Here is a 20,113-nt window from a genome sequence, read left to right as displayed (position 1 = left end):
AGAATCAATCCCCTGGTTGTTGATTCTCAGTGAAGGGCCCCTTACGTGGATCGCCACGGCTTCCTGCGCCAACTGCACCGTGTTTACAAACCCCGCACCTATCTGGAGATCGGGGTCAATGACGGGCGCAGCCTGGCACTGTCCCGGGTTCCGTCGGTAGCTGTCGACCCGGCCTTCCGGGTGGTCACGGACATCAGCTGTGATGTCCACCTGGTCAAGGCCACCAGCGACGACTTCTTCGCCCGCAAAGATCCCCTGATCCATCTGCGCAATGGCCGTAACCCGTTCCGCGCACTGGCCCGCCGGGATCCGGTCAACCTCTTCGGCGGCGACCCGAAGCTGGAGCTGTCGTTCATCGACGGCATGCACCTGTTCGAGTACGCGCTGCGCGACTTCATGAACGTCGAGAAGCACTCCCGCTGGTCCAGTGTGATCGTCCTGGACGACATGCTGCCGCGGGACATCGACGAGGCGGCGCGCGACCGGCACACGAAGTTCTGGGCCGGTGACGTCTACAAGGTGGCGCAGGTGCTGCGGCGCTTCCGCCCCGACCTGCTGGTGGTCGACGTCGACACCGCGCCGACCGGGGTGGTGGCCATCTTCGGCGCCAACCCCGACAACGTCGTGCTGAAGAACGCGTACGACAAGATCATCGAGGAGTACGTCGTTCCGGACCCGCAGGACGTGCCCGACGAGGTGCTGGTCCGTAAGAACGCCGTACAGCCCGAGGCGCTGCTCGGCGCCGGCTTCTGGCCCGGTCTGATCCGCGCCCGCAATCTGCGCCGCTCCCGGTCGGCCTTCGCGCCGCTGCGCAAGCAGATCGAATCGGTCCTGAGCTGACGCGCACGTATTGAAGGAAGGGGCCTGGGCGATCCTGGATCGCTCAGGCCCCTTCCGTATGCCGCTCAAGCCCGTCCCGGTGGGGGTCAGCCGAGGGCGGCCAGCTGCGCGTAGTACGCCCGGCAGTCCTCGTACGACGGAAGCAGGCCCTGGGCCTCGGCCTCCGCGAGGGTCGGGGCGACCGCGTCCTTGTCGGACAGCAGCGGGGTGATGCCCTCGGGCCACTCGATACCGATCGCCGGGTCCAGCGGGTTGAGGCCGTGCTCGCGCCCGGGCGCGTATCCCGTGGAACAGAGATAGATCACCGTCGCGTCGTCGGTCAGCGCCATGAAGGCATGGCCGAGCCCTTCCGCCAGATAGACGGAGTGGTGGTCCACGTCGTCGAGCCGCACGGCTTCCCACTGCCGGTAGGTCGGCGAGCCGACCCGGATGTCCACGATGACGTCGAGCACCGCGCCGCGTACACACTTCACGTACTTGGCCTGGCTGGGAGGTACATCGGCGAAGTGGATGCCCCGCAGTGTGCCGCGGCTGGAGATGGAGCAGTTGGCCTGGGCGAGGTGCAGCGGGTGGCCGGCCGCCTCGGTGACGTCGGGGGTCTTGAACCACTCGTGGAAGCTGCCACGGCTGTCCGGGAAGACCTTCGGTTCATGCACCCAGGCGCCTTCGACGGAGAGCTGCCGCATGTGATCACGTCCTTGTTCTGTTGTCCGGGAAAACGAGGGCCGGTCGGAGCGGCCGGTGGAGGAGCCGGTGGAGGAGCCGGTGGAGCGGCCGGTGGAGCGGCCGGTCAGATGAGGGCGGCGAGACGGCGCACCTTCTTGCGCGCCGACGGGGGGAGACGGCGCAGGATCGGGCCGCCGGCCAGGCTGAGCAGCCGCTTCACCGCCGCTCTGCGGCGCTTGACCGTCACCACCCGGACCAGCAGGGGGTCGACCACGGGCAGACCGCTCTGGTCCAGCCGGATCCGGCCGCCGGCGGTCACGGGCACCTCGCAGAGCGGCAGTCCGGGGTTCCCCTCGCCGTCCAGCCGTACCGACAGCCGCGCCGTACCGACGGGCAGGCCCGGCACCCGGGCGGGGATCCGGACATGGGCCCGGCCGTGGTCGGGGCGCAGCGTGCCGGGCACCGTCCTCGTGACCCCGTCCGCGGAGGTCAGCTCCAACTCGACGGCCCAGGAGGTGGACTTGGTGCCGGTGAACACGTCGAGGCGCAGCTCCTGGCGGCTGCCCGGCATCCGGAGCACGGGACGGTCGGCGAGGTAGACGGCCAGTTTCTTGGCGCGGCCCGCGACATCGAAGGTGAGGTTGCCGTGCGGGTCGGTGAAGTACGGGATGACCGGACGGGCGGGCGAACCGAGCAGCGCCGGCAGGCACGTGGCGTCCACCTGCGGCGCGCGGTCGGCGCCGAGCCGCGCCTTCCGTACGAGCCCGAGGCCGCGCAGCGGCACCCAGACGTCCCAGAAGCCGCGGGAGACCTTGCCGCGGCCCTTGACCGCTTCGCTGGTCACCTGGCCGGTGCCGTGCAGCACGACCTCGTACGTGTCGTCCCCCAGCGCCTCGATCTCGGTGGTGTACGTGGCGGGGCACGGCCACTCGACCGCGGTCTCCCGGTTGCGCAGCGAGATCTCGCCCTTGAAGCCGCCCAAATCGTCGGTGACATCGAGCAGTTCACCGTCCGGCAGCAGCCCCTCGGTGATGTCCGGGTGCAGGAAGTACCGCTCGTCGCGGCGGATGAGGCGCAGCGGCTCCCGGTCGTCGCCGTGGACCAGCCGGCCGGTCACGGAGACCGCGACCTTGCCGTCCTGCTGCCAGTCGAAGTCCTCCAGCCGGGCCACGCCCTTCACCGACTTGGCGAAGCGGGCGGTCTTCAGCAGCCCCTCGCGGTCGTCGGCGCGCAACAGGGTGGAGCGCAGCCGGGTCAGCGAGCCGAGTCCGTCGTGCACACCGTCATGCATGAACTCGTCGGCGAGCGGGCGGATCGCCTCGCACATCTCGTCGAGGTGCTCGCGCGGGTAGCCCAGGACGCTCGGTTCGCTCAGCCGGCCGAGCATCTCGACCCGGTAGAAGCGCCGCAGCAGCCGGTCCCGGAATTCACCCGGTTCAGTGTTGTCGACGACGACCTGCAGGACCTCGCGGAGGTTGCCGTAGTAGCCGGCCGGCACGAGCTTCGCCGAACCCGCGTTCTGTCCGTCGTCCCGCTTCGAATAGTAGTAGCAGGTGTAATTCCCCAGAATCGAGACGACCTTGGCGGGGAAATATGCCTGCATCATGTACAGCTGGTCCTCGAGGCGGCGCTTTCCCTCGGGGTACGCGATGTTGTTCTCGCGCAGGAACTGGGTGCGGAACATCTTGTGCGGGGTGAGGCTGTCGTACAACGGAGCATTGCTCAGGTCGCACTTCTCGCGGTTCACCCGGAAAACGCCGTGCGGGACACCGCGGAAATTGGACGCGACCTTGCCGATGACAATGTCGGAGCCGTTGCGGTTCCCCATCTCGTACATCCGTCGCAGAGCGTCGGACGCCATGTGGTCGTCGTGGTCCACGAACTGGACGTACTCCCCCTTCGCCTCGGACACCCCGATGTTCCTGGGCTTGCCGGGCCAGCCCGAGTTGGGGATGTGGATCACCCGGAAGTGGGGATGCTCGGCCGACAGCTTGTCCAGACGTTCGGGGCTGTCGTCCGTCGAGCCGTCGTCGACGAAGAGCACCTCGAATTCCTCGGCCGGCAGCGTCTGGGCCAGCAGCGAATCGATGCAGGGGTCGATGTACTTACCCGGGTTGTACACCGGAATGACGACGCTCACTTTTACTGACATTGCTGAAAGCTCATCTCGTGTGTGGTTGCCCAGGGTTCTGTACGCGGGGAAGGAGTCGCCGCCGTCTGCGAAGTGCGAGGCACCGCCGATGGCCAGCCTATCTCTGCGCGCGGCAGCGATGTTTCCCGACCGTTGTCTCACCCGTGTTACACCTGACAGACTGTCGTTACCTCCGTCCGGTTGTGCGGATGGCTCATATTTGACCAGCGAGGTGGGCGTGTCGGCCGCCGTCCCACCCACTGAAAAGGCCCGCCGTCCCAGGTCACCGCTCGCGTACGCTGACCGGCCGGGAGGCAGCCCGACAGTGAGAGCAGAGGCAGAGCACGTGGCAGCGGCACGGCAGGACGTAGTGGCGGGCGCTCGCAGGATCGTCGTCAAGGTCGGCTCCTCCTCGCTCACCACCGCCTCGGGAGGGCTCGACGCCGACCGGGTGGACGCCCTGGTCGACGCCCTCGCCACGGTCCGCGGTGCCGGGGCCGGCGAGAACGGGGCGGAGAAGGAGATCGTGCTGGTGTCCAGCGGCGCCATCGCCGCCGGGCTCGCGCCGCTCGGTCTGCCCGGCCGCCCCAAGGACCTGGCCCGCCAGCAGGCCGCGGCCAGCGTCGGACAGGGGCTGCTGGTCGCCCGCTACACCGCCTCCTTCGCCCGCTACGGGGTACGCGTCGGACAGGTGCTCCTCACCACGGACGACACCAGCCGCCGGGCCCACTACCGCAACGCCTACCGCACCCTCGACCAGCTGCTCGGCATGGGCGCCGTGCCCGTCGTCAACGAGAACGACACCGTCGCCACCGACGAGATCCGCTTCGGCGACAACGACCGGCTGGCCGCCCTCGTCGCCCATCTCGTACGGGCCGATCTGCTCGTCCTGCTCTCCGACGTCGACGGGCTGTACGACGGCGACCCGAGCAAGCCGGGCACCTCCCGGATCGCCGAGGTGCGCGGCCCCGCCGAACTGGTGGGTGTCTCCCTCGGCAGCGCCGGCAAGGCGGGACTCGGCACCGGCGGCATGGTTACCAAGGTCGAGGCCGCCAGGATCGCCGCCGCGGCCGGCGTGCCCGTGGTGCTGACCTCCGCCAGCCGCGCCGCCGACGCCCTCGCCGGCCGTGACACCGGCACGTACTTCCACAGCACGGGACGCCGCTCCGCCGGCCGGCTGCTCTGGCTGGCCCACGCCTCCACCCCGCAGGGCGCGCTCACCCTGGACGACGGCGCCGTACGGGCCGTGGTCGAGCGCCGCACCTCGCTGCTGCCGGCCGGAATCGCCGCCGTCGAGGGCGAGTTCAGCGCCGGCGACCCGGTTGAGCTGCGGGACACGGCGGGCCGCGCCGTCGCCCGTGGCCTGGTCAACTTCGACGCCAAGGAGATCCCCCAGCTGCTCGGCCGCTCCACCCGGGAGCTGGCGCGCGAGCTGGGCCCCGCCTATGAACGCGAGGTCGTACACAGAGACGATCTCGTCATCCTGCATCCTTGACCGAACCCCTGAAACGGCTGAAACCCCGGCCTTTGAACAGGGACCTTCACCAAAACCGCCCCACATCCTGCCCGGGACTGGTCAACTTTGTCCCACGGGTACACACGGGGTACAGCACGACGAGCATCAACAGGAGGCCGCTGGTGAGACGAGCGCGCCCGGGTGCGGTGACCCGAGCTACCGGGGGCAGCGCCCACGCCCGCAGGGCAGTGGGCGAAGAACGTGCCCTGACCAGCGTCGAAGCGGGGGAAGACTTCGACGAAGAGCGACAGCGGGAGGCCGGATCGAGGACGGACGCGCGCGGCGGGGGGCGGCGCCCGGCGTCCAAGCTGTGGCATATCACGCTCAGTGTCTCGGGCGCAGACGCTCCGCTGACGGAGGTCCGGCGTGGCTTGGAACAGCTGGCCCATGACCACCCCTTCCTGCTGACCAGCCGGTACGCCCGCGACCACGCGGAGATCCGCTACTGGGAGGAGGCCCGGGACCTGCACGACGCCGCCGCGGTGGCGCTGCGGCTCTGGGGCGAACACCGGTCGAGCGCGAAGCTGCCGCCGTGGGAGATCGTGGGTCTTGAGGTCATCGACCGCGAGACGTACCACCAGCGCATCGCCGAGGGCTACGGCCCGCCGCCGGCGGCAGGCGTGGGCGTTCATCCGTTCTGAGCTCATCTGTTCCGATATGACGGCCGTCCGTCCTGATGCGACGGCCGTCTGTTCTGATCCGAGGGCCGTCTCCGCCGAAGTGTCTCGCAGTACGGAATACGTGCGGAATGCCCGCAGGAGGCGCATTACCCTGCGGGCATGACCTCGCTCTCGCCGTACGACAACCTCTCCCCGGTCGCCAGGGCCGCCTACCGGTCCCGCGCCGCGGCCGCCGATATCGCGCCGCTGCCACGCGGGGCCAAGGACGACGCACTGCTGGCGGTCGCGGACGCGCTGGAGGTCCGTACGCACGAGATCGTCACGGCCAACGCGGAGGACGTCGCACGCGCCCGGGAGGCCGGCACCAGCGAGTCGGTCATCGACCGGCTGACGCTGACGCCGGAGCGGGTGCGGGCCATCGCCGCGGATGTACGGGACGTGGCGGCGCTGCCCGACCCGGTGGGCGAGGTCGTACGCGGTTCGACGCTGCCCAACGGGATCGATCTGCGCCAGGTACGGGTGCCGCTCGGTGTGGTCGGGATCATCTACGAGGCCCGCCCCAATGTCACCGTGGACGCCGCCGCCCTCTGTCTGAAGTCGGGCAACGCCGTCCTGCTGCGGGGGTCCTCCTCGGCGATCTCCTCCAACACCGCGCTCGTGCGCGTGCTGCGCGACGCCATCGGCGGGGCCGGGCTGCCCGCCGACGCCGTACAGCTCGTGCCCGGCGAGGGCCGGGACGCCGTACGGGAGCTGATGCGGGCGCGCGGCCTGGTCGACGTACTGATCCCGCGCGGCGGCGCCTCCCTGATCCGTACGGTCGTCGAGGAGTCCACCGTCCCCGTGATCGAGACCGGCACCGGCAACTGCCATGTGTACGTGGACGCCGAGACCGATCTCGACATGGCCGTGAACATCCTGATCAACTCCAAGGCGCAGCGGCCCAGCGTCTGCAACGCGGCGGAGACGCTCCTCGTCCACCAGGACATCGCGGCCGCGTTCGTGCCGCGCGCGCTGGACGCCCTCGCCGACGCCGGAGTCACGGTGCACGCGGACGAGCGGGTGCTCGCGTACGGCGAAGGGACGAAGGCGACGGTCGTGGCGGCCACCGCCGACGACTGGGAGACCGAGTACCTCTCGTACGACATCGCCGCCGCGGTCGTGGATTCGCTGGACGCGGCCGTCGCCCATATCCGGCTCTGGTCCTCCGGCCACACGGAGGCGATCGTCACCACCTCGCAGGCCGCGGCCCGCCGATTCACCCAATTGGTCGATTCCACGACGGTCGCTGTCAACGCGTCCACCCGCTTCACGGACGGTGGCCAGTTCGGCTTCGGCGCCGAGATCGGGATCTCCACCCAGAAGCTGCACGCGCGCGGGCCGATGGGGCTGCCGGAGCTGACCTCCACGAAGTACATCGTGACCGGCGACGGTCACACACGGTAGGCGACGGGGTGGCGCGGACCCCGTCCAGGAGCGGTGAACTCCGGAACGGCGAATTTGGGAGAGTCCGGACTCCGCCTGCCCAAAACCACCTCCCAGGCTTACTCTGAAGAGGTGCCGGACGACGTGGGGGGCAGGCCGTTCCCGGACGGCTGGGAGCCCGACGACGACCGCGGAGGCGCGGACGAGGACTTCGCCTCCGTGGTGTTCGACGAGGACTTCGTCCGGTCCGCCACCCTCCATGAACCCTCCGCCGTGGAACGGCTGCTGGCCGCCGCCCAGGCGCGTGCCGAGGCCGAGGCGGCCCGGGCGCGGGCCGGCGGGGGACCGCCCGAGGACGAGCTGTACGACGAGCTCTACGGGCACGGGGGATACGGCCGGGACGGCGCCTACGACGGTGACTACGACCCCGACGACCCCGATGAGGACAGAGGACCGTACGGACGCCACGGCGGCGCCCTGCGCCCCTATCGCGGCACCGCCCGCTGGCACCGCCCGGTCGCCTGGCTGCTGGCCCTGCTGATGGGGATCGGGATGGTCGCTCTCGCCTTCACGGCCGTCTACCGCGGGGCCTCCAGCGGCAACGAGGACCAGGTGCCGCAGCCCGCCACGAGCGGCATCGACATCCCTGGCTCGATCCGGCCCTCGTCCTCCGTGGACTACACCGCGCCGGCGGTGTCCGCGGTGCCGCGCACGCCGTGAACCCTCCCCGGATTCCCGGGCACACCCTGAACGGCTGAGCGTGGCCCGAGCGGAACTCGGCCGACAGCTCAGCGTTTATGTTCGGCTCCCCCGACCTACTCTGAAGGTATGGCAGGGCGCGGAGATCCACCCGAAGGGGAACCGGAGGGGCTCCCCGGCGGTGGTGACGACGAGGAGTACCGGTCCGTCGTCTTCGACGAATCGTTCATCCGCGCTGCCCGTCTCCAGGAGTTCTCCGCGCGGGAACGGATGCGTGACCATGACCACCACGCCGTCCGGCGGGTTCCCCCGCAGCCGCCGAAGAGACGTATCCGGAGGGGCTCCAGGCAGCTTCTGCTGCTCGTTCTGGTGATGGTGCTGGCGTTCGGTACGGCGATCTTCCTGGGCGTCCGCAGTCCGTACCGGCCGCAGACCGGCCGCGCCGTGGAGCAGCTGCGGATGGCGGTGGTCCCGCTGTCCCCGCAGGGGCGGGTGCCGGGCGGAGCCCCGGACGACCTCTTCGCGCACAGCCCCGCCGCGCAGTTCCGGGTGGGGGCGTCCGGGATCACGCTGCCCGCCGCCCGCGACACCGGGGGCTTCTCGGAGGGTCAGGTGATGTCCGCGCTGGCCACCGTCAAGGACTATCTCGTGGCGTCCTCGCTCGATCCGGACGTCCTCGCGGGCCGTACCGTGCGAGCCGTACGGGTGCTGCTCGACCCGGACCAGCTGGTGCAGTTCGACCGCAGCTTCACCGCCCCGGCCGACGACGGCCGGCACGCGCCGGCGGGCTGGCTGGTGCGCTTCGACGCGGCGAAGGTGGCGCCGGCCGACGACCAGGTGCGCGTACACGGCACGCTGCGCTACCAGGAGTCGAAGCCCGGGACGCTCGAAGTGGTCTCGGACCATGTCTTCGTCTACGCGCTGCGGCCGGCCGGATCCGCCGCACAGCCGGTGCGGGACGCCTCGCTGTTCACCGTCCGGCGTGAGCTGCGCTTCCAGTTCGACCGCGACGATCTGCAGAGACACCGCGCGGAACTGCTGGTCAGTGAGGTCCAGGCAGGGCCGCAGGCCTGCTCTGCCGAGGCGCCGAGGACGCTGCGTCCGCTGCTGGCTGGCGAGCGGGCGGACCCCGGTGACCCGGCCGGCACCGACCCGTATCTGACGGGCCGTTCCGACGCCGCGCTCTGCGGCTCCCTGGCCCGTTCCGCGGAGCCGAGCCCGGCCGCCTGAGCGGGGCGGCCGGGCTCCTGTGGCCGGTGGCTGGTGGCCGGTGCCGGGTCCTTGACCGGGTCAGGCCGGGTCCTGGCCGGTCTCGCCCGCGGGGCGGTTGCTGTTCCCGTTTCCGTTGGACGTACCGCCACCGCCGCCGCCCGCGAACCGGTCGCGCAGCTTGCCGCCCAGGTCGCCCGCGCCGCCCGCGATGTCGCCGACCAGCTTCATCAGCGGGTCCTTGCTGCTGCGGACCGAGTCCGCGTAGTGCGCGGCGGAGTCACGGAAGGAATCCGAGACCGAGGCGTCCTTGTCCTCGTCGCGACGGGGGTAGTGGCCGTCCATGATCCGCTGGTAGTCGCGGCTCTCCGCCCACTTCTTCAGCTCGGCGGCGCGCACGGTCGTGAAGGGGTGCGTACGCGGCAGCACATTCAGGATCTTGAGCACGGAGTCGCGCAGATCGCCGCCCGACTCGTACTCCGCGGCCTGCTCCAGGAACGCGTCCACGTTCATCTCGTGCAGATGGTTGCCACCGGCGATCTTCATCAGCCCGCGCATCGAGGCCCGCAGATCCTGCCCGACCAGCAGCCCCGCCCGGTCCGCCGACAGCTCCGACTTACGGAACCACTCCCGCAGCGCCGTCACGATCGCCATGATCGCGACATTGCCCAGCGGGATCCAGGCGACCTTGAGCGCGAGGTTCGTGAGGAAGAGCAGGATCGTGCGGTAGACGGAGTGGCCGGAGAGCGCGTGGCCCACCTCATGGCCCACGACCGCCCGCATCTCCTCCTCGTCGAGCAGCTCCACCAGACCGGTGGTCACCACGATGAGCGGCTCGTCGAGGCCGATGCACATCGCGTTGGGCCGGGGATCCTGCGCCACATACATCGTGGGGACCTTCTCTAGGTCCAGGAGGTAGCAGGCGTCCCGCAGCATGGCGTGCAGATGCGCGAACTGGGCGTCGCTGACCCGCACGGAGTCGGAGAGGAAGAGCAGCCTCAGGCTCCGCTCGGGAAGCAGCGCGCTCAGGGCCTTGAACACCGTGTCGAAACCGCTGAGCTTGCGCAGGGCGACCAGCGCCGAGCGGTCCGCGGGGTGTTCGTAGGCCCGCGAGGAAATGCCCGGGAAGCGCTTGCGCTGCCTACTGGGCACATTCTCGTGGCTGGCTGCCTCGTGGCTGTCTTCGGTCATGGATGTCCCCTGTTCGTACGAGTCCAAGGCCCGTCCCCCTGACGAACCCCACATTAGGCGCTGGAGCTACCGTGTGCCGGGGGCCTGTGGCTGCGTTCCCCGGGGGAGAACCCCGGGCCTCAGCCGGAAAGAACCGAGGAGCACACCCGCCATGCAGGAAACCGCCACACTGCTCGCCGCGGTATCGGATCAGCAGGGACCGGGCAATACGCTGCGGATCGTGCTGCTCGCCTCGATCGTCGGAGTCGCCCTGCTCGCCTGGTTCCTGCTGCGCGGATACCGCGACAACGATCACAACGACTGAGTCGGCGTGAGCGTGCCCGGAGGGCCCGCATACGATGTGGGCGAAGTCCCCGCTACGACTCCCGCTACGACTCCCGATCGATAGGGCCTGCTGAAGATGAGCCTCACCGGCACCGCCGCCACCCTGGTCACGCTCGCCGAGGGCGGCGAAGGCGGCAACCACGAAAGCCTCAGCCCGTACCTCACCGGCGGCGGCGCGCTGTTCGCGCTGCTCCTGCTGCTGTGGATCACCACCCGCTTCAACCGCGACCGCTGAGGCCGGGCCGTAACCCCATGCCAGTAGGCTCTGGACGCATGGGAGAGCAGCAAGCGCCTACCGACCCCGGATCAGGTCGCGGCAACCGCCGACTCGGCGTGATGGGCGGGACATTCGACCCGATCCATCATGGACACCTGGTGGCGGCCAGTGAAGTGGCCGCCCTGTTCCACCTCGACGAGGTGGTCTTCGTGCCGACCGGGCAGCCGTGGCAGAAGAGCCAGCGGGCGGTCTCCCCGGCGGAGGACCGCTATCTGATGACGGTCATCGCCACGGCGTCGAACCCGCAATTCTCCGTCAGCCGCAGCGACCTCGACCGCGGCGGGCCGACGTACACGATCGACACGCTGCGGGATCTGCGGGCCGTCCACGCCGACGCGGACCTCTTCTTCATCACCGGGGCCGACGCGCTCTCGCAGATTCTGAGCTGGCGGGATCACGAAGAGCTGTTCTCGCTCGCCCACTTCATCGGTGTGACCCGGCCGGGCCATGATCTGACGGACGACGGGCTGCCCAAGGGCGGCGTCTCCCTGGTGGAGGTTCCGGCGCTGGCGATCTCGTCGACCGACTGCCGGGAGAGGGTCGCGAAGGGCGATCCGGTCTGGTACCTCGTGCCGGACGGTGTGGTGCGCTACATCGACAAGCGGCAGTTGTACCGCGGCGCATGAGCCACGGAGAGGGGCACCGGTGAACGACCAGCAGCAGCCGTACGACCCGTACGACCCGTATTACGCGCAGCCCCGGATCGTCGGGTACGACGAGTACGGGCAGCCGGTGTACCAGCAGGTCCAGCCACAGCAGCAGTACGACGCCTACGGGCAGCCGCAACAGCAGCAGCAACAGGGGCAGCAGGGGCAGCAACAGGGGTACGGATACGACCCGTACGCCGAGCCTCCGCAAGCGCAACAACCGCAGCAGCCCCAGCAGCAGTACGACCCCTACGGGCAGCAGCGGCCGCAGCAGTCGCAGCAGCAGGGGTACGGATACGACGGCTACGGCTACGACACCGGACAGCAGCCCGCGTACGACACGGGACAGCAGCAGCCCGTGGTGGTCGACACCACGCAGCAGTGGAACATCCCGCAGCAACAGCAACAGCAACAGCAACAGCAACAGCAGCCCGCGCCCGACGCGGTCGAGGAGCCGGCGCCCCCGCAGGCCGCCGTACCCGAGCAGCGCCGCCCCGCCGCCGAGGACCGCGACTACCGGACCGAGCAGTTCTCCTTCATCGAGGAGCCCGACGAGGACTCCGAAGACGTCATCGACTGGCTCAAGTTCACCGAGAGCCGCTCCGAGCGGCGCGAGGAGGCCAAGCGCCGCGGCCGCACCCGAATCGTGGCCCTGGTCGTCGTCCTCGCCCTGGCTCTCGCCGGAGGCGTCGGCTACCTCTGGTACGCGGGCAAGCTGCCCGGGACCTCCGCCGCGGAGGAGGCGCGGAGCACCGCCACGGGACCGCAGAAGCGCGATGTGATCGTGGTCCATCTGCACAACACCAAGCAGAAGGGCACCTCCACGGCGCTGCTGGTCAACAACTCCACGACCGGCCAGGGCACCACCGTCCTGCTGCCCAGCTCCCTCTCCGTCGCCGACGACGAGGGCATCTCCACCACCCTCGGCAAATCCGTCGACGAGGACGGCTCCGACGGCACCCGCGAGTCCATCGGCACCCTGCTCGGCACCGACATCTCCGGCACCTGGCGGCTCGACACCCCGTACCTGGACAATCTCGTGGAGCTGGTCGGCACGATCGACCTGACCACCGACACCGAGGTGCCCGCCGCGAAGAAGGGCGAGCAGCCGGTCGTCAGGAAGGGCGAGAATCAGACGCTCAGCGGCCGGATGGCCGTCGCGTACGCCACGTACCGAGGGCCCGGTGAGCCGGAGGCCAAGCAGCTCCAGCGGTTCGGCCAGGTCCTCCAGGGTGTCCTGCGGAAGATCTCCGACGACCCGGGGGCCGCGACGATCACCGTCGAGACCCTGGCGCAGATCCTCGACCCCTCGCTGCCCGAGAAGGACCTCGGCGCCTCCCTCGCGAAGCTCGCCGAGCACGCCAAGAAGGGCGACTACAAGACGGAGGTCCTGCCCGTCCAGGCGAACGGCACCCTCAGCGAGCAGGCCACCGAAAGTGTGATCAAGGACATCCTGGGCGGCTCGGTGAGCGCGCCGGAGCAGGGCTCGGCCGTACGGGTCGGCGTGAAGAACGCCAGCGGGGACCAGGACGCGGCGGAGTCCGCCCGGATCTCCCTGGTGAACGGCGGCTATGGCTTCGTGGACGCGGGCACGGCGGGCGCGGTGACGTCGTCGCAGGTCACCTACGGTGACGCGGCGAAGAAGGCGGAGGCGGAAGAGGTCGCCAAGACCCTCGGTCTGCCGGTGAGCGCCGTGCAGAAGGGCAAGGCCGCGGCCAACGCCGATGTCTCCATCGTCCTCGGCCAGGACTACAAGGTGAATTAGACGGAGCCGGCCGGGGCGTCCCGCGCCCCGGCCGGCCCCGTTTTTACCGCCGCTTCTGTCGCCGTTTTTATCGTCGCGCTGGGTGTCGGCGGTCCGTGAGATCCTGGGGGTCTCCATGACCGCCGACGAAAGCCTGCCAGTGACCGCTACTGATCGTTCCATCGAGCTCGTCAACGCCGCCGCCCAGGCGGCCGCGGACCGGCTCGCGCACGACATCATCGCGTACGACGTCAGCGATGTGCTGTCGATCACCGATGCCTTCCTGCTCGCCTCCGCGCCCAACGACCGCCAGGTCAAGTCGATCGTCGACGAGATCGAGGAGCGGCTCCAGAAGGAGCTCGGCGCCAAGCCGGTGCGTCGTGAGGGCGACCGTGACGCCCGCTGGATCCTCCTCGACTACGTCGACATCGTCGTGCACGTGCAGCACAGCGAGGAGCGCGTCTTCTACGCCCTGGAGCGGCTGTGGAAGGACTGCCCCGAGCTGTCGCTGCCCGAGGACGCCGTCAAGACCCGGGGCAAGGCCCAGGAGCACGCCGGGATCGCCGGTGACGCGGACGGTGAGCTCAGCTGAACGGCAGCAAAGGCGGCAGGGGCCGCCGCATCGTCCTGTGGCGGCACGGGCAGACGGCCTGGAATCTGGAGCGCCGCTTCCAGGGCTCCACGGACATCGAGCTGACTGACACAGGTGTCGCCCAGGCGCATCGGGCCGCCCGGCTGCTGGCCTCCCTGAAGCCGGACGCGATCATCGCCTCCGACCTTCAGCGGGCCGTGGCCACGGCCGGTGAGCTGGCTGCGATCACCGGGCTCGACCTCTCGTACGACGCCGCTCTCCGCGAGACCTTCGCGGGCGACTGGCAGGGGCTGACCCACGAGGAGATCGTCGACCGGTTCGGCGAGCAGTACGCGGCCTGGAAGCGCGGTGAGCCCGTGCGGCGCGGCGGCGGCGAGCTGGAGACCGAGGTCGCCGACCGGGCCGCGCCCGTGGTGCTCCACCACGCGGACAAGCTCCCCGACAACGGCACGCTCGTCGTGGTCAGCCACGGCGGCACGATCCGCACCACGATCGGCCGGCTGCTGGGCCTGGAGGCGCACCACTGGGAGGGGCTCGGCGGTCTCACGAACTGCTGCTGGTCCGTCCTCGGCGAGGGCGCCCGCGGCTGGCGACTGCTGGAACACAACGCCGGAACCCTCCCGGAACCGGTCCTCGGCGACGACGACTGAGCGGCCCCGGACGGCGACCGACCCGGATTTCACTTTCCGGCAGGTCGCAGGCTAAAGTTCTTCTTGTTCGCAGCGCGAAGCGCAGAGAACGCGAGGGGCTATAGCTCAGTTGGTAGAGCGCCTGCATGGCATGCAGGAGGTCAGGAGTTCAATTCTCCTTAGCTCCACAATCCGGATCCCGTCCCCACCAGGGGGCGGGATCTTTGGCGTGCGGTATGAGGCCGTACTGAGACGCTCTTTCAGGCTGACCCCCTTGCCATGGCGTGGCAGAATCGGACGACCGGAGGGGGACGAAGGACCGGGCCGGGAGGGGAGAGCGTCATTGTCCGCCAGCAGCATCGAGGAGTCCGATGACCTGCTTGCCGCGGCGGAGGTGCGCAGCTGCCTCAGCTGTCCTTCGTGCGGATCGTCCCAGGTGGCCCAAGTACTCGGTGACAACGGCGGGATTTCCTACGTGTGCACGGCCTGCGGCCACAGCTGGAGCTGAGTGATGGGTGCACACAGGCGTAAATGCGACTGGTGTGGCGGTGGTACGCCGATCGTCCGGGACATGGATCCGCTCAACCTCGAGTACCAGTACTGGTGCGAGGAGTGCGCGCTGGCCCTGATCATAAAAGGCGACCCCATCGAGACGTACCGGGAGCTGGAGGGGGAGCCGATCTACGGCCGTCTCCTTGAGGAACACTGCACGCTCAAGCGGTTCTACTCGTTCGCGACGGCCTGACCCGACCAGCCTGACCCGACCGGCCCGGCCCGCCCCGACAGACCCGCCCCGGCCCGCCCGAGCTGTCCGGCCACGTACCCGATCAGGGCCGCGGCCGCCAGCGGATAGAGGGCGGACAGCGTCATCTGGGCCCCGCTCTGGGCCAGTTCGAGCCGGCCGGGTCCGTGCGGCACCCACCACAGGGCGAACGAACAGAAGACCAGGCCCGCCACGACCGCCCACCGGGCCCCGGCGCGCACCGCGAGGAACAGCACCGTCGGCACACACCACACCCAGTGGTGCGACCAGGAGACCGGGCTGATCAGCAGCGCCGTCGCCGCGCAGGCCACCAGCGCCCCGGCGCGCTCCCCGCGCAGCGCCGCCACGACCGCCACCGCGAGGCCCGCCACCGCCACCCCGGCCGCCGCGACGGCCCACCAGAGCCCCGGATCGCTGGTGTGCAGGAGCCGGGCCAGCACCCCACGCAGCGACTGATTGGCGGTGTCCTCCGCGTGGCCCACCCGGCCCGTCTCGAAAAGAGCCCCGGTCCAGAAGCGGTACGAATCGTGCGGCAGGACGGCGGCGGCCGCGAACGTCGCGCCGGTGAAGACCGCGGCCGCCGTCGAGGCCTGCCGCAGCCACGGGTTCCAGCCGGCGCCCCGGGCCCGTACCAGCCCGGTGATCAGCAGCAGGACGGCGAAGAGCGCGGGGGTCAGCTTGACCGCGGCCGCGAAGCCGATCCCCGCCCCCGCCCAGCGGTGCCCGTCCCGGCGCGAGAGGTCCCACAGCACCGCCGCCGCGAGCAGCAGATTGATCTGCCCGTAGCGCAGCGTCGTCCAGACCGGCTCGCACCAGACGGCGAGCGCGGCCACCCACAGGGTGGTGACCCGGAGCGCGGCCTCCGTAGGAAGCCGGCCCGTTCCATGGAGGGCCAGCCGCAGGGAGAGCCGTACGAACACGACCAGGAGCAGCAGATTGCCGACGGTGGCGAGCGTACGCAGCCCGGGAACGCCGGGCAGGGTGAGCGGGGTGAACAGGAGGGCGGCGAACGGCGGGTAGGTCGTGGGGAGTCGGGCGGCGGTCGCCCGCATCGCGTAGAGATCGCGGCCGTCGAGCACCGTACGGCCCTCCGCGCGGTACACCATCAGGTCGATCATCGAGACCCCCGCGACGCGCTGCGCCGTCCAGAACGCGGCGAAGGACAGCAGACAGACCGAGGCGGCCAGCAGGAAGGAGCGCCGGTCGGACGCGCTCCTGAGGGTGGTCGGTGCGAGTACGGAGAGGGTCACGAAGGGCGACAGTACCGGGCGTATCCGTACAGACCGGAATCGAGTTGGTAGTCGGCCGGATGGACCGTGTAATGTTGGCGATGCCGCCGAGGGGTGATCCCGGAGAGCGGCGCATCGCACGGGGCTATAGCTCAGTTGGTAGAGCGCCTGCATGGCATGCAGGAGGTCAGGAGTTCAATTCTCCTTAGCTCCACAGGTTCTGAACGACGAGAAGCGGGCCACCCGGATCGGGTGGCCCGCTTCTCGTCGTGTGGGGTGACCGCTCAACCGCGGCCGGGGCCCAGGGCCTTGCGGCCGACGGACGGGAGCGCCGGGGCGGGCCGCTCGGGCGCCGGCTGCTCGATACGGAGCGCGAGCGCGGGACAGCGGCGCACGGCGCGCTGGGCGCGCCCCCGCAGATGCATCGGAACGGACGCGTCCGCGAGCGCCGGATAGCCGTCGGGGCCCAGCCGGATCAGCTCGGGCACGATGTCCGCGCAGAGGCCGTGCCCCTGGCAGAGCGTCCAGTCCACGGCCAGCTTCTCGCCGCTCGGGATGGACTCCTCCGCGTCCTGGTACCCGGGGCCCGGCAGCGGCAGCACACCGGTCGTCTCACGCCCGCAGCCCCCGTCCAGCACGTGCGCGGCGAGATCGTCCGTGAACGCCGACAAGGTGGAGGCGAAGAAGCGCGCGGAGCCGTCCGGGTGCTTGCAGGCGCCCCGGCCCTTGACCGCCTGGGTCACCGCGCGCAGCGCCTCCAGGGCGGCCGGGCCGCCGCCGTTGATGACATCCGACAGACCGCCCGCGGCGGCCGGCAGACCGAGCTTGCAGGGGCCGCACTGGCCCGCCGTCTCGGCGGCGAGCCAGTTGGCGACCCGGAGCGCCTCACCCAGCGGACAGGTCTCGGGACCGATCGGCAGGATCGCGCCCGCGCCCAGCGAACCGCCCACGGCCGCCAGGGAGTCGCGCGAGATGACGGCCTCATGGGCGGCCACCGAGTCGATCCAGTTGCCGTGATAGCCGCCGGTCAGCACGCCCTGGGGGAGCGGCGGGGCGTCGGCCATCTGCAGGACGTACCGCAGCGGCACCCCCGTCGGCACCTCGACGACCATGGGACGGGCGACCGCGCCCGAGACGGTGAGCAGGACCGTGCCGGGCTCGCTGTCGAGGCCGGTGTGGCCGTAGCGGCGGGCGCCGATCCGGGCGCCGATGGCCAGCTGGGCGTAGGTCTCGGCGTTGGACAGCAGCGTCGGGGCGCCGCCGACACCGGACTCCGCGGCCCGCTCACGGCGGCCGGGGGGCAGCGCCGGGCCGCCGCCCGCGGCGCGGATCACGGCGGACGCCTCGCCCGACACCATGCGCTCGGGGGTACGGACCACCCGCGCCCGCAGCTGCTGGCCGCGCCGGTCGGTCAGACCGCGCTCGGCGAGCGCCGCACGGATCGAGATCTCCGTGGAATTACGGGTGACGGCGACGATCAGGGTGCGGGCGCCGAGCGCCTCGGCGGCCAGCAGCGCGCCGTCGAGGATGAGATGCGGCGCGCGGTTGAGCAGCACGGTGTCCTTGCGGCAGGCGGGCTCGCCCTCACTGCCGTTGATCACGATGACGGGCCGTACTCCACGGCGGATCGAGGCCGTGGCGACGGCCCGCAGTTTCTTGCCGAAGGGAAAGCCGGCGCCGCCGCGGCCGCGCAGGGATATGTTCTCGGCGAGCTGCGCCAGCCGTTCGCCGGTCATCGGCTCCAGCGGTCCGTGCACCTTGAGATGCATGGCGAGGTCGAGGCGCTCGACCAGGTCGAAGCCCTGCGTCAGCTGGGGGAGGCCGACGACGCGGACTTCGGGGACATCGGGGAGAGGGGCGTTCACGGTCGGTCTCCTGCGGGTGCGTGCCAGGGTTCCCCGGCCGAGGGCGGATAGAGGGGGCCGGGCGAGGACGGAGGCGGCGAGGCCGGCGCCCGGCCGTCGGGGGCGGGGGCGGCGCCGGGGTCGTAGGCGGGGAGGGAGCCCGTGTCGTACGGGGGAAGGGGGCCGGTGTCGTAGGCGGGGGCGGAGCCCGTGTCGTACGTGGGGACGGAGCCGGCCTGGTACGCCGGCAGGGCGCCGGTGTCGTACGGGGCGGCTCCGGGGCCATACGCGGGTGTGGCACCGGTGTCGTACGGAGGGACCGCGCCGCTGTCGTACACGGGTGTGGCACCGGTGTCGTACGGGACCGACGCGGGCGGGGCGAACGCCCGCGTGGGCACCGGCGGGGACGGCGCGGGCCAGGAACCCGGCCTGCCCGCCGGCTCGTCAGGGACGACCGGGAGTTCCTCGGTCATGGGGATGCGCTCGGCGAGCGGTATCTCCCCGGTCGGCGAACCCGGGGACGGGGGCGGCACCGGCATCCGCGCGGTCGGGTCGCCGCCCAGCGTGACCGCGCGATAGCCGGCGGAGATCCCCGTACCGGGCCCTGCCAGCGGATCGGCGCCGAGACCTGACAGCGGATCGGCGCCGAGACCGGCGAAGGAGTCGGTGACGCGGTCGGCCGGACGGTCATGAGGGGGCCGCGCCGCCTCGTACAGCGGCGGGGCGGGGGCGGCGAGCCGCGGTCGCGCACGCGGCGCTCCCAGCGGCTGGGCCGACATCGCCGGCTCCCGCTGGAGCCGCTGCTCGTACGCGGGCTGCGGCGCGGCACCCGTAGCGCCGGGGAGCGGCTGCGCCGAAGGATCGCGGCGGGCCTGCTCGGGCTCCGGGGTCTCACGGACGGCGCCGGTCAGCGCCCCGATCCGGTCGGCGATCCGGCGCTGGAGCAGGCGGGGCAGGAGCCGCAGCGACACGGCCGCGGCGACCCCGGCGAGGGACAGGCAGTACAGCGTGGTCACCCAGACCGCCGGGGGGCGGCCCGCGTAGAGCCCGTGCACCAGGGCGAAGCACCAGGCCGGATAGGCCAGCATGTGCATCGCGCGCCAGCGGCCCGCGATGCGTCCCGGGGTGGCGAAGGCGCTGCGCAGCGCACCGGTCGTGGCGGCGACGACCATCAGGAGCCCGGCGAGCGAACCGAAGCCGATGAGGCCGTCCGTGCCTGTGACACCGAGGCCGAACGGCACCAGGGCGCCGAGCAGCGCCACATGCCCGAGCGTGACCTTGACGGTGACGTGCAGCAGCAGAAAGCCGAGCGAGGCGACCGCCGTCGCCCGGTGGACGCCCTGGGCGAGGAGGCGGTGGCGCGGGGAGAGCAGCAGCCGGTCGGTGGCTATCAGGCCCCAGGCGACGGCCGCGGTCAGGGACAGCAGCGACAGCACACCGGTGGTGAAGTCGAGTGCGGCGCGGAAGGCGTCGCCGCCTGCGACGGCGAGCACGGGTACCAGTACCAGCGCGGCGATGGTGACTCCGCCCTGAATCTGCCGACTCATCCCCGGGTTCTGGTTGGACGATGAGCTGAACATGCGATGAGGGTTCATAGGGGGGCAACTCCGAATGGCTCGGGAAAGCGGTCCCGTTGCGGCATGCTAAGTCGAGCCATACCAGGCAGTGCGCGGTTTGCAGGTTTAACCGGGGGAAGGTGAGGCAACCGACTCTGGGGTTGCCCCGGATAGGGTCGATACGCGGAGTAAGGCGTACGCCCGAGCCTTCGTC

Annotated in this window: 19 protein-coding genes and 2 tRNA genes; 15 read left to right on the top strand and 6 right to left on the bottom strand. The window is 70.8% G+C overall.

From position 1 onward, the window contains the following. The first annotated feature begins 45 nt into the window (after positions 1-45). Positions 46-840, top strand: coding sequence for an O-methyltransferase (locus ACZ6MZ_RS32510; RefSeq protein WP_469356082.1), 795 nt, complete (start codon positions 46-48; stop codon positions 838-840). Between the two features lie 86 nt (positions 841-926). Here the strand turns inward: ACZ6MZ_RS32510 and ACZ6MZ_RS32505 are convergent, their stop codons facing one another. Both ACZ6MZ_RS32505 and ACZ6MZ_RS32500 read right to left on the bottom strand, forming a co-directional pair. Further along, positions 927-1,526, bottom strand: a complete 600-nt coding sequence (locus tag ACZ6MZ_RS32505; RefSeq protein WP_384192359.1) for a dTDP-4-dehydrorhamnose 3,5-epimerase family protein — start codon at positions 1,524-1,526, stop codon at positions 927-929. A 104-nt stretch (positions 1,527-1,630) separates the two neighbouring features. Continuing rightward, the gene (locus ACZ6MZ_RS32500) at positions 1,631-3,646 is read right to left on the bottom strand and encodes a glycosyltransferase family 2 protein (protein ID WP_389792953.1); all 2,016 of its coding nucleotides are present in this window, start codon (positions 3,644-3,646) and stop codon (positions 1,631-1,633) included. A 361-nt stretch (positions 3,647-4,007) separates the two neighbouring features. On the opposite strand from ACZ6MZ_RS32500, the gene proB reads away from it, so the two are divergent. The 5 genes from proB (at position 4,008) to ACZ6MZ_RS32475 (ending at position 9,124) form a co-directional block, all read left to right on the top strand. Beyond that, complete coding sequence (gene proB / locus ACZ6MZ_RS32495; protein WP_389792963.1) at positions 4,008-5,132, top strand: glutamate 5-kinase; 1,125 nt, start codon at positions 4,008-4,010, stop codon at positions 5,130-5,132. Positions 5,133-5,275: 143 nt separating this feature from the next. Beyond that, the gene (locus ACZ6MZ_RS32490; RefSeq protein WP_384192363.1) at positions 5,276-5,794 is read left to right on the top strand and encodes a hypothetical protein; all 519 of its coding nucleotides are present in this window, start codon (positions 5,276-5,278) and stop codon (positions 5,792-5,794) included. A 138-nt stretch (positions 5,795-5,932) separates the two neighbouring features. Beyond that, positions 5,933-7,216 (top strand): glutamate-5-semialdehyde dehydrogenase, encoded by a 1,284-nt coding sequence (locus ACZ6MZ_RS32485; RefSeq protein ID WP_469356078.1) that lies wholly within the window; start codon positions 5,933-5,935, stop codon positions 7,214-7,216. Positions 7,217-7,327: 111 nt separating this feature from the next. After that, on the top strand, positions 7,328-7,915 hold the full coding sequence (locus ACZ6MZ_RS32480) for an SCO2584 family spore wall biosynthesis protein (RefSeq protein ID WP_384192367.1): 588 nt from the start codon (positions 7,328-7,330) through the stop codon (positions 7,913-7,915). A gap of 108 nt (positions 7,916-8,023) precedes the next feature. Beyond that, positions 8,024-9,124, top strand: coding sequence for an SCO2583 family membrane protein (locus ACZ6MZ_RS32475; RefSeq protein WP_469356076.1), 1,101 nt, complete (start codon positions 8,024-8,026; stop codon positions 9,122-9,124). 60 nt (positions 9,125-9,184) lie between these two features. Here the strand turns inward: ACZ6MZ_RS32475 and ACZ6MZ_RS32470 are convergent, their stop codons facing one another. Beyond that, entirely contained in the window at positions 9,185-10,294 is a 1,110-nt protein-coding gene (locus ACZ6MZ_RS32470) for a M48 family metallopeptidase (RefSeq protein WP_469356074.1), read from the bottom strand. Positions 10,295-10,445: 151 nt separating this feature from the next. Between ACZ6MZ_RS32470 and ACZ6MZ_RS32465 the strand changes: the two genes are divergently transcribed. From ACZ6MZ_RS32465 to ACZ6MZ_RS32430, 8 genes are all read left to right on the top strand, one after another. Further along, positions 10,446-10,598, top strand: a complete 153-nt coding sequence (locus tag ACZ6MZ_RS32465) for a hypothetical protein (RefSeq protein ID WP_384192376.1) — start codon at positions 10,446-10,448, stop codon at positions 10,596-10,598. A 96-nt stretch (positions 10,599-10,694) separates the two neighbouring features. Next, on the top strand, positions 10,695-10,853 hold the full coding sequence (locus tag ACZ6MZ_RS32460; RefSeq protein ID WP_384192379.1) for a hypothetical protein: 159 nt from the start codon (positions 10,695-10,697) through the stop codon (positions 10,851-10,853). A gap of 38 nt (positions 10,854-10,891) precedes the next feature. Continuing rightward, complete coding sequence (gene nadD, locus ACZ6MZ_RS32455) at positions 10,892-11,521, top strand: nicotinate-nucleotide adenylyltransferase (RefSeq protein ID WP_384192381.1); 630 nt, start codon at positions 10,892-10,894, stop codon at positions 11,519-11,521. Positions 11,522-11,540: 19 nt separating this feature from the next. Further along, positions 11,541-13,307 carry an LCP family protein gene (locus tag ACZ6MZ_RS32450; RefSeq protein ID WP_469356071.1) on the top strand — a complete coding sequence of 589 codons (1,767 nt, stop codon included), beginning with the start codon at positions 11,541-11,543 and terminating at the stop codon, positions 13,305-13,307. Positions 13,308-13,446: 139 nt separating this feature from the next. Beyond that, a complete protein-coding gene (gene rsfS / locus ACZ6MZ_RS32445) occupies positions 13,447-13,878 on the top strand; it encodes a ribosome silencing factor (RefSeq protein WP_384192395.1) in 432 nt (143 codons plus the stop codon). Then, positions 13,875-14,528 (top strand): histidine phosphatase family protein, encoded by a 654-nt coding sequence (locus tag ACZ6MZ_RS32440; protein WP_384337602.1) that lies wholly within the window; start codon positions 13,875-13,877, stop codon positions 14,526-14,528. The genes rsfS and ACZ6MZ_RS32440 overlap by 4 nt, the downstream gene beginning before the upstream one ends. A 94-nt stretch (positions 14,529-14,622) precedes the next feature. Then, a tRNA-Ala gene (locus tag ACZ6MZ_RS32435) sits at positions 14,623-14,695 on the top strand. A gap of 323 nt (positions 14,696-15,018) precedes the next feature. Continuing rightward, positions 15,019-15,252: a hypothetical protein gene (locus tag ACZ6MZ_RS32430; protein WP_384192386.1), complete on the top strand. Its 234-nt coding sequence runs from the start codon at positions 15,019-15,021 to the stop codon at positions 15,250-15,252. On the opposite strand, the gene ACZ6MZ_RS32425 is transcribed toward ACZ6MZ_RS32430, so the two are convergent. Continuing rightward, positions 15,231-16,520 (bottom strand): glycosyltransferase 87 family protein, encoded by a 1,290-nt coding sequence (locus ACZ6MZ_RS32425; protein ID WP_469356068.1) that lies wholly within the window; start codon positions 16,518-16,520, stop codon positions 15,231-15,233. The genes ACZ6MZ_RS32430 and ACZ6MZ_RS32425 overlap by 22 nt on opposite strands. Before the next feature lie 120 nt (positions 16,521-16,640). Here ACZ6MZ_RS32425 and ACZ6MZ_RS32420 point away from each other — a divergent pair. After that, a tRNA-Ala gene (locus ACZ6MZ_RS32420) sits at positions 16,641-16,713 on the top strand. Positions 16,714-16,783: 70 nt separating this feature from the next. On the opposite strand, the gene ACZ6MZ_RS32415 is transcribed toward ACZ6MZ_RS32420, so the two are convergent. After that, a complete protein-coding gene (locus ACZ6MZ_RS32415; RefSeq protein WP_469356067.1) occupies positions 16,784-18,364 on the bottom strand; it encodes a ferredoxin in 1,581 nt (526 codons plus the stop codon). Then, positions 18,361-19,923, bottom strand: coding sequence for a hypothetical protein (locus ACZ6MZ_RS32410; protein WP_469356065.1), 1,563 nt, complete (start codon positions 19,921-19,923; stop codon positions 18,361-18,363). The genes ACZ6MZ_RS32415 and ACZ6MZ_RS32410 overlap by 4 nt, the downstream gene beginning before the upstream one ends. Between the last annotated feature and the right edge of the window lie 190 nt (positions 19,924-20,113).

The sequence above is a fragment of the Streptomyces sp. NPDC042201 genome (assembly GCF_055582185.1).
Note: the sequence above shows the minus strand (reverse complement) of the source record. Positions and strands in the feature narration are given on the sequence as shown.